Below are 15,228 nucleotides of genomic sequence, written 5' to 3'. Positions count from 1 at the left end.
CAGGTCATGGACACGGGACTCGTCGTCGCACTCGCCGGAGCACTCCTCGTGGGCGCCGTGCTGGGCTGGCTGGGCGCGTCCGCGCGGACGGGCAACCGGCTGCGCGCGGCCGAGGTGGACGCGGCCCGGTGGCGGACGGCGGCGGAGCTGGGCGGCGCGCCGGACGAGGACCGCCAGGCCGACCGGTTCCGGTCCATCGCCGCCGACGCGCTCGCGCAGAGCAGCGAGCAGTTCCTCGCGCTCGCGCACCAGAGCCTCGCCGCGCGGCACCAGGAGCAGGCGGGCGACCTCGCCCAGCGCGAGCAGGCGGTGCGGGCGCTGGTCGATCCGCTCGCGCGGACGCTCGACGCCGTGCGGGCCGAGCTGCGCACGGCCGAGCAGGGCCGCGCCCGGGGCGACGCCGCGCTCGGGGAGCAGGTCCGGCAGATGCGCGAGGAGGCCGGCCGGCTGCGGGAGCAGACGTCGCAGCTGGTCACGTCGCTGCGTTCCTCGCAGGTGCGCGGCCGGTGGGGCGAGGTGCAGCTCCGCCGGGTGGTCGAGGCCGCCGGGATGCTGCCGCACGTGGACTTCGCCGAGCAGGACCAGGTGCGCACCGACGACGGCCTGCTGCGGCCCGACATGGTGGTGCACCTGGCGGGCGGCAAGCGCGTGGTCGTGGACGCGAAGGTGGCGTTCCTCGGGTTCCTCGAGGCCGCCGAGGCGACCGACCCGGCCGAGCGGGAGCGCCGGCTCGCCGCGCACGCCCGGCACCTGCGCGCGCACGTCGACCAGCTCGCCGCCAAGCGGTACTGGGACCAGTTCAGCCCGTCCCCCGAGTTCGTCGTGATGTTCGTCCCGGCCGAGGCGTTCCTGCACGCGGCGCTCGACGTCGACCCCGGGATCGTGGAGCGGGCGTTCGAGAAGGACGTCGTCATCGCCACCCCGATGACCCTGCTCGCGCTGCTCCGGACCGTCGCCTACGCCTGGCGGCAGGACGCGCTGGCCAGCAACGCGCAGGCGGTGCTGGACCTCGGCAAGGAGCTGCACGGACGGATCGCGACGCTCGGCGGGCACCTGTCGAAGGTCGGGCGGGCGCTCGACTCGGCCGCGACCGCGTACAACCAGTCGGTGGCGTCGCTGGAGTCGCGCGTGCTGGTCAGCGCCCGGAAGTTCCAGGACCTGCGCGTCGTCGACGCCGGGCTGGAGACGCCGCCGTCCGTCGAGCGGCGGCTCTCCGTGGTCACCGCGCCCGAGCTCGTGGCCTGGGAGTCGGAGCGCGTGGTGGGCATCGACGCCGACGGCCCGGCGGCACCCGGCACCGGACGACGGCGCGCCGATGCCCTCGGGGCGCTGGACGACGCGGTGCTGGGGGACGTGCGCCCGGACGCCTGACGCAGCGCGGAGGCGTGACGCCACGCGCGGACGCCTGACGCGGTACGGCCGGTCAGGCCGGGTGGATCGACAGGTCGCGGCGCTCGCCCCGCCGCGGCCGCGGGTCGTCGGTGCCGGCCGCGCGCAGGTCGGTGCGGAGCTCCCGCGGCAGCGAGAACATCAGGTCCTCGGTCGCCGTCCGCACCTCCTCGACGTCGCCGAACCCGTGCACGGCCAGCAGCTCCAGCACCTCCCGCACCAGGAGCTCCGGCACGGACGCCCCCGACGTCACCCCGACGGTGCGGGCACCGGTCAGCCAGGCCGGGTCCACCTGCGCCGCGGTGTCGACCCGGTACGAGGTCCGCGCGCCCGCCTCCAGCGCGACCTCGACCAGCCGGACCGAGTTCGACGAGTTCGCCGACCCGACCGTGATCACCACGTCGCACTCGGGCGCCAGCTTCTTCACCGCGACCTGCCGGTTCTGCGTGGCGTAGCAGATGTCGTCGCTCGGCGGGTCCTGCAGCAGCGGGAACCGCTCGCGCAGCCGGCGCACCGTCTCCATCGTCTCGTCGACGGACAGCGTGGTCTGCGAGATCCACACCACCCGGGACTCGTCCCGGACCACCACGTCGGCGACCGCCTCGGGCGAGGCCACGACCTGCACGTGCTCGGGCGCCTCGCCCTGCGTGCCCTCGACCTCCTCGTGGCCCGGGTGGCCGATCAGGAGGACGTCCAGGTCGTCGGCCGCGAACCGGACGGCCTCCCGGTGCACCTTGGTCACCAGCGGGCAGGTCGCGTCGATCGTGCGCAGCGACCGGGCCTCGGCCGCCGCCTTCACGGCCGGGGACACCCCGTGCGCCGAGAACACCACGCGGGCGCCCTCGGGCACCTCGTCGGTCTCCTCGACGAACACCGCGCCGCGCGCCGCGAGCGAGTCGACGACGTACCGGTTGTGCACGATCTCCTTGCGGACGTACACCGGGGCGCCGTAGTGCTCCAGCGCCTGCTCCACCGCCACCACCGCGCGGTCCACGCCGGCGCAGTACCCGCGCGGGGCGGCCAGCAGCACGCGCCCGCGGACGGGGGCGGCGCTCGGCTCGGCACCGGGGGCGACGGTCACCCGGCCAGTCTAGGTGGGGTGCTGCCGGGCGCGGCCGTTGTCGGGCCCGCATGACAGGCTGGGCCGGTGCAGCAGTCCTCCGCCGCGGCCTCCTCCGCAGCCTCCGCAGCCTCCGCAGCCCCCGCCGCCGCCGCGCCCACCGAGCTCCCGGTGCGCGCCGCCGACACGACCGCCGAGCGTCCCTGGCCGGTGCGGCTGCTGTCCGCCAAGATCGCCGACTACGTCGCGAAGATGTCGGCGCTGTGGGTCGAGGGCCAGGTCGTGCAGCTCAACCGGCGGCCGGGCGCGAACATCGCGTTCCTGACCCTGCGCGACACCGACACCGACATGTCGCTGCCCGTGTCCCTGCCGGCGCAGGTGCTCGCCGCCGCCGAGACCCCGCTCGCCGAGGGCGCCCACGTCGTCGTGCACGCACGGCCGACCTTCTGGACCAAGCGCGGCACCCTGCAGCTGAACGCCGACGCGGTGCGGGCGGTCGGCGTCGGCGAGCTGCTCGCCCGCATCGAGCACCTCAAGCGCGTGCTCGCCGCCGAGGGGCTCTTCGACGCCGAGCGCCGGGTCCCGCTGCCGTTCCTGCCCGCCGTCGTCGGGCTGGTCTGCGGGCGCGAGTCCAAGGCCGAGCACGACGTGGTCGTCAACGCCCGCGCCCGCTGGCCGCAGGTCGAGTTCGTGATCCGCGAGGTCGCCGTGCAGGGCGTCAGCGCCGTGCCGCAGGTGAGCCGCGCCATCGCCGAGCTGGACGCGGACCCGCGCGTCGAGGTGATCGTCGTCGCCCGCGGCGGCGGCTCCGTCGAGGACCTGCTGCCGTTCAGCAACGAGAGCCTGGTCCGGGCGGCCGCAGCCTGCCGCACGCCGCTGGTGTCCGCGATCGGCCACGAGACGGACACCCCGCTGCTCGACCTGGTCGCCGACTACCGCGCGTCGACCCCGACCGACGCGGCCAAGCGGATCGTGCCCGACGTCGGCGAGGAGCGCGCCCGCGTCACGCAGGCCCGCGCCCGGATCCGGGCCGCCGTCGAGCACCGCGTCGCCCGCGAGGCCGCCGGCCTGCAGCAGGTCCGCAGCCGCCCCGTCCTCGCGCGGCCGCACACCATGGTCGAGACCCGCGAGGCCGACGTGCACCGGCTGCGGGACCACGCCCGGCGCTCGCTCGACCACGCCCTGCAGGGAGCGGTCACGTCGACACGGGCGCTCGCCGCGCAGGTCCGGGCGCTCTCCCCCGCGGCGACCCTCGACCGCGGCTACGCCGTGGTGCAGACCGCCGACGGCACCGTGGTCCGCGACGCGACGAGCGTGTCCGCCAAGGACTCGCTGCGGGTGCGGGTGTCCCGGGGCGAGCTCATGGCGACCGTGCTCGCGGTGGCCCCCGCCCGGCGACGGCCCTCGGACGCCGAGACCGACGGCGACGCCTGACCTCCCCCGGACGGATGCCCGCCGGCCGGGGTGTGCTCGGCAGGGGTGCACTGCGGGAGGCGTGCACCGCGGGAGGGTGTCCACGTCGCCGGAGGACAGGTGCCGCTCCCGGGCGGCACGCCGACGGCCACGAGCGGGCCCGGACCAGCCCCGCGGCCGCCCGTCGCGCCCACCCAGGACGACTCCGCCGGACACGACCCCGGACGACTCCGCTGGACACGGCGTCCGGGGTCGTTGGTTAGATGGGTGGCGTGAGCGCCACCACCCCCGCACCGGACGCCGCGAGCGTCACCGAGCTGTCCTACGAGCAGGCCCGGGACGAGCTCGTCTCCGTCGTGTCCCGCCTGGAGGCCGGCGGCGCGACGCTCGAGGAGTCGCTGGCCCTCTGGGAACGCGGCGAGGCCCTGGCCGCCCGCTGCCAGGAGTGGCTGGACGGCGCGCGCGCCAAGCTCGACGCCGCCCGTGGCGAGGACGACCCCGCGTCCTGACCGGCGAGGCCCGCTGATCCCCCGACTGTCCCCGAGCCGGCACCGACGCCGGACGCGAAGGAGTCCCATGACCGAGCAGCACGCCCGCGCCCTCGTCGTCGGGGAGGCGCTGGTGGACGTCGTCCTCCGTCGCGGCGCCGACCCGGTCGAGCACCCCGGCGGCAGCCCCGCGAACGTGGCGATCGGGCTCGGCCGGCTCGGCCGCCGGGTGGACCTGCTGACGTGGCTGGCGGACGACGCGCACGGCGACCTGGTCCGCGAGCACCTCGCCGGGTCGGACGTGCACGTGCTGACCGGCGACCGGGCCCCCGACCGCACGCCGGTCGCGCGGGCGCACCTGGACGCCGACGGCGCCGCGACGTACGAGTTCGACCTCACCTGGGACCTCCCGGGGCGCTGGGACGAGGGCGACGAGGCCCCGCTGGTCGTGCACACCGGGTCGATCGCCACGGTCATCGAGCCCGGCGCCGCCGCGGTGGCGCAGCTGCTGGCCGACCGCCGGGCGACGTCGACGCTGACCTACGACCCCAACCTGCGGCCCGCGCTCATGGGCAGCCCCGAGGAGACGCTGCCGGTCGTCGAGCGCCTGATCGCGCTGGCGGACGTCGTCAAGGTCTCCGACGAGGACCTGGCCTGGCTGCACCCCGGCGTCGCGCCGGTCGAGGTCGCGCAGGACTGGCTGGGCCGGGGCCCGTCGCTGGTCGTCGTCACGCTGGGTGGCGAGGGCGCGCTCGCGCTGACGGCGGGCGGTGACGAGGTCCTGGTGACGGCCCCGCCCGTCGAGGTCGCGGACACGGTCGGCGCCGGCGACTCGTTCATGGCCGCGCTGGTCGACGGCCTCTGGACCGCCGGCCTGCTCGGCGCGGACGCCCGCGAGCGCCTGCGCGCCGTCGACCGGGCCACGGTCGAGCGCGTCCTCGTCCGCTGCGCGGCCGTCGCCGCCATCACGGTCTCCCGCGCCGGCGCCAACCCGCCCACCACCGCCGACCTCGGCGAGGCCTGACCCGCAGCCCGGACGGCCGCGAGGTCGTCACTCCGGCACGAGGTCGTCCCGCAGGACGGGCGACCTCGTGCACGAGTGACGACCTCGCGGTGCGCCGGGTGCGGCGTCGCGGTGGCGCCGGCGTCGCGGTCAGCCGGCCGCGCGGTGCCGGCCCGCCGCCTCGGCCGCGGCCTGCCGGTCGCTCGGGCGTCCGCCGCCGTCGGCGTCCCGGTGCGCGCGCTCGAGCGCGGCCCGCCGGTCCTCCTCCGTCTCGGAGTCGATCCGCTGCGCGTCCTCGACGCTGTAGGTGAGGTTCTCGCCGGACTCCGGGTCGAACACCAGCAGCCGCTTCGGGTCGAACCACAGCTCGGCGCGGCTGCCGTCCCGGACGCGGCTCTCGGAGCCGAGCGAGACGATCATCTGCGTCCGCATCCCCTCGCCGTCCAGGTCACGGTCGAGCTCCTCGAGCTTCTGGGCGACGTCGGCGTGCGTCTCGAACGGGATGTACGCGTAGAGCTCCGACCCGAGCCACTCGACCACGTCGACGTCGGCCTCGAACGACGCGCCCGTGGCGCGCTTGTCGTCGTCCAGGACCCGCGCGTCCTCGACGTGCTCGGGCCGCAGGCCGACGATGACCAGCTCCCGGCCGCCGAGCCGCTCGCGCAGGCCGTCGGGCAGCGGCACCTCGCCGAACGGCAGCTTCAGGGTGTCGCCGCGCACCTCGCCCGGCAGGAAGTTCATCGGCGGGGACCCGATGAAGCCGGCGACGAACAGGTTCACCGGCTGCTCGTACAGCGCACGGGGGCTGGCGACCTGCTGCAGCTCGCCCTTGCGGAGCACCGCCACCCGGTCGCCGAGGGTCATCGCCTCGGTCTGGTCGTGGGTGACGTAGACGGTCGTCGTGCCGAGCCGGCGCTGCATGCGCGCGATCTCGGTGCGCATCTGCCCGCGCAGCTTGGCGTCGAGGTTGGACAGCGGCTCGTCGAACAGGAACGCCTGCGCGTCCCGGACGATCGCGCGGCCCATCGCGACGCGCTGCCGCTGGCCGCCCGACAGGTTGGCCGGCTTGCGGTCGAGGTGCTCCCGGAGCTCCAGGGTGTCCGCGGCGTACTCGACGTTGTCCTTGATCTGCTCCTCGGTGTACTTGCCCTTCTGCAGGCGCAGCGGGAACGCGATGTTCTCGTACACGGTGAGGTGGGGGTAGAGCGCGTAGTTCTGGAACACCATCGCCAGGTGCCGGTCGCGCGGCGCCTTGTCGTTGACCACCTGGTCGCCGATCCTCAGCTCCCCGGACGTGATGTCCTCGAGGCCGACGATCATCCGGAGCAGCGTGGACTTCCCGCAGCCGGACGGGCCGACCAGGATGACGAACTCGCCGTCCTTGATGTCCAGGCTGACGCCGTTCACGGCGGGGTAGCCGTCGCCGTACTTCTTGACGATGTCCGTCAGGGTGATGGATGCCATGAGCTCCTCCTGGAGTTCTCAGCGCGCGGGTCTCAGCCCTTGACCGCGCCCTGGGTCAGCCCGGACACGATCTGGCGCTGGAACAGCAGCACCAGGACGACCACGGGGATGGTGACGACCACGGCGGCGGCGGAGATCGCGCCGGTGGGGTCCTCGAACTGGGACGCGCCGGAGAAGAACGCCAGCGCGGCGGGCACGGGCCGGGCGGCCTCCGTGGAGGTCAGCGAGATGCCGTACACGAAGTCGTTCCACGCGATGAAGAACGCGATCAGCGCGGTGGTGAACACGCCCGGCGCGGCCAGCGGGACGATGGCCTTCCGGAACGCCTGCCAGGTGGTCGCGCCGTCCACCTGCGCGGCCTGCTCCAGCTCCCACGGGATCTGCCGGAAGAACGCGGTGAGCGTCCAGATGGAGATCGGCAGCGTCAGCGACAGGTACGGGATGACCAGGCCGGCCCAGGTGTCGTAGAGGCCGATGGTCCGCCACAGGTTGAACAGCGGCGTGACGATCGAGATGACCGGGAAGATCGACACCCCGAGCGCGGTGGTGAGGATCAGCTTGCGCCCCGGGAACTCCAGCCGGGCGATGGCGTAGGCCGCCAGCGTGGCCAGCACCGAGGAGATCGCGGTCGCGATCAGCGAGATGCCGATCGAGTTGCGCAGCGAGGACAGGAACAGGTCCTGCGCCGAGCCGTCGGGGGCCAGGATCTGCTCGTAGTTGGTCCACGTCCACGTGGTCGGCAGGAACTTCCCGGTGGTCAGGTCGCTCGGCAGCTTGAACGACGTCGCCATGATCGACACGACCGGGAACAGCGCGTACAGCAGCACCGCCACCGTGATGGCCGCCCAGGCCACCTTCTGCTTGCGGGACAGCGCGCCCATCACTTCTCCCCCCGTGCACCCGCGAGGTCGACCTTGAAGATCTTGATCGCGACGAAGCAGATGATCATCACGCAGATGAACAGCAGCACCGAGATCGCGGAGCCGAGCCCGATCTCCAGCCGCCCGATCGACGTGCGGTACGCCAGCAGCGACAGCACGGTGGTGCCGTTCGCGCCGTTGGTCATGATGAAGACGTTGTCGAAGATGCGGAACGCGTCGAGCGCCCGGAACAGGACGGCGACCATGATGGCGGCCTTCATGTTCGGCAGGACCACGCGCCGCATCCGCTGCCACCAGGTGGCGCCGTCGACCTGCGCCGCCTCCTCGAGGTCGCCCGGCACCTGCGCCAGACCCGCCAGCAGCAGGAGCGAGATGAACGGCGTCGTCTTCCACACCTCGGAGGCGATGATGACGAACAGGCTGGTGCCGGTGCCCGCGAACCAGTTGAGGTCGGAGCTGATGCCCGGCACCCAGTCGAACCACTGGTTCACGTACCCGGAGTCGATGCTGAACGCGTAGAACCACGCGAACGCCGAGACCACGGTGATGATGCCGTAGGGCACGAGGATCGCGGTGCGGAGCAGCCCGCGGAGCCGGGTGATCGCCCGGTGCATGATCATCGCCAGCGCGAAGCCGAGCACCACCTCGATCGCGACGGTGATGACCATGATGATCGTCGTGACCAGCAGCGACTGCCAGAACACCGGGTCGCTCAGGATCACGCCGTAGTTGCCGAGCCCGATGAACGCGCGGTCGTCCGGCGCGGTCAGCCGGTTGCGGAACAGGGACTCGTAGACCGCCTGCGCGATCGGGTAGGCGGTGACGGCCAGCATCACCACGAACGCGGGGCCGGCGAGCAGCCAGCCGAGCCGGGCCTCGGCCCGCGCGCGGTCGCTCTTCCGGGGCTTCGACGCCTTGTCCGGGCCGGCGCCCCGGGTGCTGCTCCTCGCGACGCCCGCCGTGGCGCCCGTGACCTCGGTACTCACAGCAGTCGCTCCCCTCGCAGCACGGCGGTGATGAAGTCGGTCGACTCCTGCGGCGTCGTGTCCGGGTTCACGGAGACCGGCGGGTGCCACGTCTCCTGGAGGCCCTGGGAGACCTCGTTGTAGTACGGCGTCTGCGGGCGGGGCGCCGCCTGCTCCAGCGACTGCCGGATGACGTCCGCCATCGGGAACGTCTCCTGCACCTCGGGGTCGTCGTAGGCCACGGTGCTGGACGGCGGGTTGCCGTCGGAGACGAAGTACGCCGCCTGGTTCTCGGGCGCCACGATGCACGCGGCGGCCTCGTAGGCCTCGTCGACGTGCCGGCTGAACGCCCCGACGCCCAGGTTGATCCCGCCGTACGGCGGCGCGGCGTCCTCGCCCTCCACCACCTGCGGGTAGACCGCCCAGCCGACGTCGTCCAGGAACGACTGGTCGAGGGTGCCGTCCTCGACGGCGCCCTGCATCGCCGGCCAGACGAACGGCCAGTTGACCATGAACGACCCCGAGTCCCCCTGGAACTGGGACAGCGACGCGTTCTCGTCCTGGGTCGGCAGGCCGGGCCCGCCGAGCCGCTCGGACCCGATCTCGCCGATGATGCGCGCGGCCTCGCGCCCGGCGTCGGAGTCCAGACCGAGCTCCACGTCCTCGGCGCTCGCCTCCGGGGTCTCGACGATCTGCCCGCCGGCCGACTCGACCAGCGCGTTGATCCACACCGTGTACGCCTCGGCCTTGATGCCCTGGACGCCGAGCTGCAGGTCCTGGTCGCGCGCGACGTCCATCACCTGGTCCCAGGTCACGGGGGTCGTCGCGGGGTCCAGACCGGCCTGCTCGGCGACCGACTTCTTGTACCAGAGCAGCTGCGTGTTGGCCCAGAACGGCACGGTCACCAGCTCGTCGCCCCAGGAGGCGCCCTGCAGCGCGCCCTCGGCGACGTCCTCGCTGACCTGCTCGGCGATGTCGTCCGGCACCGGCGCGAGGAACCCCGCGTTCGCCAGCTCCGGGATGAACGGCGGGTCCAGGCTCATCAGGTCGATCGACGCGTCCTTCGCCGCCAGGCGCCGGGCCAGCTGCTCCCGCTGCGAGCTCGCCTCCCGGGGCAGCACCGAGACCTCGATCCGGTACGCGCCGCCCGCCTCCTCCGTGCACTGCTGCGCCAGCGCGGCCTGCCCGCCGGCGTCCGGGTTGGTGTACCAGGTGAGCACCGGGGTGTCGTCGGCCGGCGAGCACGCGGCCAGCCCTGCCCCCAGCGCGAGCACCGTGGCCCCGGCGATCGCCCTCGACCGTCTCCGCACCCTCATCGCCCTTCCGCCGGTCGCGGGCGCCCGACCAGGGCATCCGCGACATGTCCGCACGTCCGTGGCCCCACGGTGCACCGGTCCGCGCACCTCTGCCACCGGAGAGCACCCGGGGGCGCGGGCCCCGCACCTGCGGACACGTGCCGGAGCACCTGGCGCGTGGTGCGACGATGGGGGCATGGCACCGACCACGACCCCCGCCGAGGCCTGGTCCGCGCTGCGCGCGGGCAACGACCGGTTCGTCCGCGGCGCGATGGAGCACCCGTCCCAGGGCTTCGAGCGCCGCGCCGAGGTGAGCTCCGCGCAGCACCCGTTCGCCGTGGTGTTCGGCTGCTCGGACAGCCGCGTCGCGGCCGAGATCATCTTCGACCAGGGCCTCGGCGACGTGTTCGTCGTCCGCACCGCGGGCCACGTGCTCGACACGACGGTGATCGGCTCCATCGAGTACGGCGTCGAGGTGCTGGGCGCGTCGCTGGTCGTCGTCCTCGGGCACGACTCGTGCGGCGCGGTGGCCGCGGCGACGGCGGCGCTCACCACGGGCGAGCTGCAGCGCGGCTTCGTCCGGGCCGTGGTCGACCGCGTGATCCCGAGCATCGTGGGGATGGCGCACGGCAAGGACGGGGAGGGCCGCCCGCGCGACCTGTCGACGATGGACCCCGCCGACCTCGGCCACGAGCACGTGCGGCACACCGTCGACATGCTGCGGTCGTACTCGGTCACGCTGGCCGAGGCGGTCGACGAGGGCCGGTGCGCCGTGGTCGGCGTGGAGTACACGCTCGCGGACGGCGGCGCCCGCCTGACGACGGTCGTCGGCGACGTCGGCGAGGAGCCCGTCAGCGAGGTGTGACCTCCGCCACCCCGGTCCGCCCGGGCCGGGGGCCACGGGGACGGGCGCGCCCCGCGATGGCAGGATGCCGCGCATGAGCACGCATGCTGACGACGACGTCGAGTACCGCACCGAGCACGACACGATGGGCGAGGTCCGGGTGCCCGCGGCCGCCCTGTACCGCGCGCAGACCCAGCGCGCCGTCGAGAACTTCCCGATCAGCGGGACCGGCCTGGAGCGGGGCCACGTCGCCGCGCTCGCCCGGGTCAAGAAGGCCGCCGCCCTGGCCAACGCCGAGCTGGGCATCCTCGACCGCGCGGTCGCCGACGCCATCGCCGCCGCGGCGGACGAGGTCGCGGACGGCCGGCACGACGCGCACTTCCCGGTCGACGTCTACCAGACCGGCTCCGGCACGTCGTCGAACATGAACATGAACGAGGTGCTCGCCACGCTCGCGACGCGGTCGCTCGGCAGCGACGTGCACCCGAACGACCACGTGAACGCCTCCCAGTCGTCCAACGACGTGTTCCCCACGTCCGTGCACGTCGCCGCGACCGACGGCGCGGTCAACGACCTGGTCCCCGCGCTGGAGCACCTGGCCGCGTCGCTGGAGCGGCTCGCGGCGAAGCACGCGGGCGACGTGAAGTCCGGCCGCACGCACCTGATGGACGCCACCCCGGTGACGTTCGGCCAGGAGTTCGGCGGGTACGCGGCGGCGGTCCGCCGGGGCGTCGAGCGCGTGCAGGCGGCGCTCCCCCGCGTCGCCGAGGTGCCCCTGGGCGGCACCGCGGTCGGCACCGGCATCAACACCCCCGCCGGCTTCCCGCAGCGGGTGATCGCGCTGCTCGCCGAGGAGACCGGGCTGCCGCTGACCGAGGCCCGCGACCACTTCGAGGCGCAGGGCGCCCGCGACGGGCTGGTCGAGCTGTCCGGCGCGCTGAAGACCATCGCCGTCAGCCTGACCAAGATCTGCAACGACCTGCGCTGGATGGGCTCCGGGCCCAACACCGGCCTCGGCGAGATCCGCATCCCCGACCTGCAGCCGGGCTCGTCGATCATGCCGGGCAAGGTCAACCCGGTGATCCCCGAGGCCGTGCTGATGGTCGCCGCGCGGGTGGTCGGCAACGACGCGACGGTGGCGTGGGCCGGGGCGTCGGGCTCGTTCGAGCTCAACGTGCAGATCCCCGTGATGGGGCAGGCCGTGCTCGAGTCCGAGCGCCTGCTCGCCGCCGCGTGCCGGGTGCTGGCCGACCGCACCGTCGACGGCATCGAGGTCGACGTCGAGCGCGGCCGGGCCTATGCCGGCTCCTCGCCGTCGATCGTGACGCCGCTCAACCGCGTGATCGGCTACGAGGCCGCCGCGAAGATCGCCAAGCACGCCGTCGCGCAGGGCATCACGGTCCGCGACGCCGTGGTCGCGCTCGGGTACGTCGAGCGCGGCGAGGTCACCGAGGCCCAGCTCGACGAGGCCCTGGACCTGCTGAGCATGACCCGCCCGAAGGGCTGACGGGCCCGGGTTCGCGGGCCCCTGGCGCGCGAGCGGGCAGCCGACACGTCGAGGGAGCACCCGGTGGGTGCTCCCTCGACGTGTCTCGTGCTCACCCGCGCAGGGCGCACGCCGGCCGGGTGGCCGCGGGTCAGCGCGCGAGCGTGAACTCGTCGGCGCCGCGGGCGAGCTCGGCGGCGACGTCGGTCAGCGACACGACGGCCTGCCGGACCTCGGCGGCGCCGTCGAACGCCTGGCCGGCGGCCTCGGCCACGTCGGCCGCGCTGCCCGCGATGTCGCTGGTGCTCGACGCGGCGACCACCAGGTTCCGCTCGATCTCCGACGTCGTGGCGCTCTGCTGCTCCACCACCGCGGAGACCGCGCCCTGCAGCCCGTCGACCGTGGTGACCGCCTGCGAGATCCGGCTGACCGAGGCCTGCACGTCGGCGGCGTCCCGGGTGACGGCCTCGAGCACCGGCGCGATGGTGCCGATGGCGTTGGACGTCTGCTGCGCGAGGTCCTTGACCTCGCCGGCCACGACCGCGAACCCGGCGCCCGAGGCGCCCGCGCGGGCCGCCTCGATCGACGCGTTGAGCGCCAGCAGGTGGGTCTGGCTGGCGATGGTGGTGACCGTGTCGAGGACGGCGGCGATCTGCGACGTGGACGCGGCGAGCCGGTCGGCGGCGGACGCGGCGTCGGCGGTGATGCCGACGGCCTGCGCCGCCTCGCCCGACGCGGCGGTGACGTCCTGCGCGACGGACTCGATGGACGAGCGCATCTCGGTCATCGCGGCGGTGACGGTCTGGACCTCCGTGCTCACGACCGACGCGGAGCCGGCGGCGCCCTCGGCCCGGGACACCGTGCGGCCCGCGGCCTCCTCGAGCGTGCCGGACGACCCGTCGAGGCGGCCCGCCGTGCTGCGCACCGCCTCCGCGCCCTGCTGCATCCGGGTCAGCGCGGCGCGCATGGCGTCGATCGCCTCGCCGAGCGCCGCCCCCATGACGCCGATCTCGTCCTGGCCCTCGCCGCGCACCTCGACGGACAGGTCGCGGTCGGCGACCCGGCGCAGCGCGGTGGTCAGCCGGCCCACGCGGCCGACGACCCGTCCGGAGATCCACACGACCAGGGCGACGGCCAGCAGCGCGACGACCAGCCCGACGACGAGCAGCGTGAGCATGAGGGTGCCGGACCCGGCCTCGAGCTCGGCGGACACGGAGCGCATGTCGGCGTCGAAGCCCCAGGCGGCGATGGTCCAGCCCCACGGGGCGTACCGGGCGACCTGCACGGACGCCGCGCCCGCGTCGCCGAGGTCGATCCGCTCGGTCGCGGTCTCGCCGTCGGGCAGCTCGGCGGCAGCCTCGACCAGGCGGGTGGCGTACGCGTCGCCCGCGGCGTCGACCTGGCCCGCGGAGTCACCCGCCTGCGCCCCCGGCGGCGGCACGACCCAGGCACCGTTCGCGTCGGCGACGGTCAGGTAGCCCTGCTCGCCGACGGACACCTCGGCCAGCGCGGCGCGCAGCGGCTCGTCGACCTCCGTCTGCGGGACCCCGACGAACAGCGCCCCGACGACCTGGTCGCCCACGACGAGCGGGGCGTACCCGGTGACGTAGGGCTGGCCGACGACCTGCGCGGTGCCGTAGTAGGACTGGCCCGCGAGCAGGGAGGAGACGACGGCGTTCGGCGTGCCGTCCGCGCCGGTGGCGGCGATCGCGGTGCCGATGGCGCGGTTGCCCTCGGCGTTCTGCACGCTGGTGGCGACGCGCAGCATGTCGCCGTCCTCGTCGACCCGCTGGAACACCGTCACGGCCGCGCCGAGCAGCGAGCTGATCTCGTCGACGACCGGCACCGGGGCGGCCGGGTCGACCGTGTGGCCGAGCCAGGTGCCGCCGACCAGCAGCTGCGGGAGGTCGACCTCCTCGCTGGTGCCCGTGGTCTGGTCGGTGACCGTCCAGTGCTCGGGCGCGCCGAACGACACCGCGCCCGCCTGGGCGAACGTCTGCTGGGCCACGCGCAGGTCGGACGCCATCCGGTCCGTCACGGTGGCGACCTGCGTCTCCACCAGCGTCACCGCCTGCTGCGTCGTCTGGGTCATCGAGTCGCTGACCAGCCGGTCCACGTCGTCACCGGCGTCGGACGCGAGCCCGGTCACCTGCCAGCCGCCGACGGCGGTGAGCAGGGCCGCGGTCACGGCGACGGCACCGGCTCCGGTGGCGACGAGCTGAGCGCGCAGGCTGGTGCGCAGTCGTGGCAGAGGCACGGGGGTCTCCTGGGCCGAGAGGGTACGCGTCGGCTCGGGGTGACCGACGACGGGATGCCGGTCTCATCGGGGGACTTTCGTCCCATGTGAGCGGTCCCAGGGTGCGTAAGGGACGAATCGGGACGACTTCACCCGGTGGTGGGACGGCCGGTGCGCTCAGGCGCCCTCGACCCGCAGCAGCACGCGCGACAGCAGCCCCGCGAGCCGCTCGGCGTCGGCGGCGCTCAGCCCGTCCAGCGCCTCCGCCTCGCGGGCGAGGTGCTCCGGCATCAGCCGGTCGACCGTCGCACGACCGGAGTCGGTCAGCTCCAGCAGCACGCCGCGCCGGTCCCGGCTCGGCACGGCTCGGGCGACCAGGCCCGCCCGCACGAGGGCGTCCGCGCGCTTGGTGATCGCGGCGCCGGAGGCGGCGGTGATGGTGGACACCTCGCTCGCGCGCAGCGCCCGGCCTGCCCGGCGCAGCGCGCACAGCAGGTCGAACTCGCCGCGGCTGAGGTCCGCCGCTGCCAGGTCGGCCTCGGCCCGCGCGGCCAGCAGCGCGGCGATCCGGGTGATCCGCCCCGCGACGGCGATCGGGGTCACGTCCAGCTCCGGCGCCTCGCGCTCCCACTCCGCCCGCAGGCGGTCGACGCTGTCCACGGCGGCCACCCTACCGACCGTGAGTTCGTTCACGAATCATTTAC

Annotated in this window: 13 protein-coding genes; 6 read left to right on the top strand and 7 right to left on the bottom strand. The window is 74.4% G+C overall.

The annotated features are described in order from the left end of the window. Positions 1-6 precede the first annotated feature (6 nt). Positions 7-1,371, top strand: a complete 1,365-nt coding sequence (locus ACWPWW_RS15580) for a DNA recombination protein RmuC (protein ID WP_454051250.1) — start codon at positions 7-9, stop codon at positions 1,369-1,371. 52 nt (positions 1,372-1,423) lie between these two features. Here the strand turns inward: ACWPWW_RS15580 and ACWPWW_RS15575 are convergent, their stop codons facing one another. Continuing rightward, positions 1,424-2,470: a 4-hydroxy-3-methylbut-2-enyl diphosphate reductase gene (locus tag ACWPWW_RS15575; protein ID WP_454051249.1), complete on the bottom strand. Its 1,047-nt coding sequence runs from the start codon at positions 2,468-2,470 to the stop codon at positions 1,424-1,426. Between the two features lie 66 nt (positions 2,471-2,536). Here ACWPWW_RS15575 and xseA point away from each other — a divergent pair, with 66 nt between their 5' ends. From xseA to ACWPWW_RS15560, 3 genes are all read left to right on the top strand, one after another. Next, entirely contained in the window at positions 2,537-3,883 is a 1,347-nt protein-coding gene (gene xseA, locus ACWPWW_RS15570; protein ID WP_454051248.1) for an exodeoxyribonuclease VII large subunit, read from the top strand. Between the two features lie 242 nt (positions 3,884-4,125). After that, positions 4,126-4,371 carry an exodeoxyribonuclease VII small subunit gene (locus ACWPWW_RS15565; protein WP_454051247.1) on the top strand — a complete coding sequence of 82 codons (246 nt, stop codon included), beginning with the start codon at positions 4,126-4,128 and terminating at the stop codon, positions 4,369-4,371. Between the two features lie 67 nt (positions 4,372-4,438). Then, positions 4,439-5,374 carry a carbohydrate kinase family protein gene (locus ACWPWW_RS15560; protein ID WP_454051246.1) on the top strand — a complete coding sequence of 312 codons (936 nt, stop codon included), beginning with the start codon at positions 4,439-4,441 and terminating at the stop codon, positions 5,372-5,374. A 129-nt stretch (positions 5,375-5,503) separates the two neighbouring features. Here the strand turns inward: ACWPWW_RS15560 and ACWPWW_RS15555 are convergent, their stop codons facing one another. From ACWPWW_RS15555 to ACWPWW_RS15540, 4 genes are read right to left on the bottom strand one after another with little or no spacing between them, the layout of a single operon-like run. Beyond that, complete coding sequence (locus ACWPWW_RS15555; RefSeq protein WP_454051245.1) at positions 5,504-6,817, bottom strand: ABC transporter ATP-binding protein; 1,314 nt, start codon at positions 6,815-6,817, stop codon at positions 5,504-5,506. A 32-nt stretch (positions 6,818-6,849) separates the two neighbouring features. Next, the gene (locus ACWPWW_RS15550) at positions 6,850-7,698 is read right to left on the bottom strand and encodes a carbohydrate ABC transporter permease (protein ID WP_454051244.1); all 849 of its coding nucleotides are present in this window, start codon (positions 7,696-7,698) and stop codon (positions 6,850-6,852) included. Next, a complete protein-coding gene (locus ACWPWW_RS15545; protein ID WP_454051243.1) occupies positions 7,698-8,684 on the bottom strand; it encodes a carbohydrate ABC transporter permease in 987 nt (328 codons plus the stop codon). Before ACWPWW_RS15545 ends, ACWPWW_RS15550 begins: the two co-directional genes overlap by 1 nt. Beyond that, on the bottom strand, positions 8,681-9,979 hold the full coding sequence (locus ACWPWW_RS15540; RefSeq protein ID WP_454051242.1) for a sugar ABC transporter substrate-binding protein: 1,299 nt from the start codon (positions 9,977-9,979) through the stop codon (positions 8,681-8,683). The genes ACWPWW_RS15545 and ACWPWW_RS15540 overlap by 4 nt, the downstream gene beginning before the upstream one ends. A 175-nt stretch (positions 9,980-10,154) precedes the next feature. Here ACWPWW_RS15540 and ACWPWW_RS15535 point away from each other — a divergent pair, with 175 nt between their 5' ends. Continuing rightward, entirely contained in the window at positions 10,155-10,823 is a 669-nt protein-coding gene (locus tag ACWPWW_RS15535) for a carbonic anhydrase (protein WP_454051241.1), read from the top strand. Positions 10,824-10,896: 73 nt separating this feature from the next. Continuing rightward, positions 10,897-12,309: a class II fumarate hydratase gene (locus ACWPWW_RS15530; protein ID WP_454051240.1), complete on the top strand. Its 1,413-nt coding sequence runs from the start codon at positions 10,897-10,899 to the stop codon at positions 12,307-12,309. Positions 12,310-12,439: 130 nt separating this feature from the next. Here ACWPWW_RS15530 and ACWPWW_RS15525 read toward each other — a convergent pair whose 3' ends face one another. Beyond that, on the bottom strand, positions 12,440-14,545 hold the full coding sequence (locus ACWPWW_RS15525) for a Cache 3/Cache 2 fusion domain-containing protein (RefSeq protein ID WP_454051239.1): 2,106 nt from the start codon (positions 14,543-14,545) through the stop codon (positions 12,440-12,442). A 156-nt stretch (positions 14,546-14,701) separates the two neighbouring features. Beyond that, positions 14,702-15,184 carry a MarR family winged helix-turn-helix transcriptional regulator gene (locus tag ACWPWW_RS15520; protein ID WP_454051238.1) on the bottom strand — a complete coding sequence of 161 codons (483 nt, stop codon included), beginning with the start codon at positions 15,182-15,184 and terminating at the stop codon, positions 14,702-14,704. Positions 15,185-15,228: the final 44 nt, after the last annotated feature.

It is taken from the genome of Cellulomonas sp. Marseille-Q8402 (assembly GCF_965119525.1).
The sequence above is the reverse complement of the archived record's forward strand: the minus strand, read 5'-3'. Positions and strand labels throughout refer to the sequence as shown.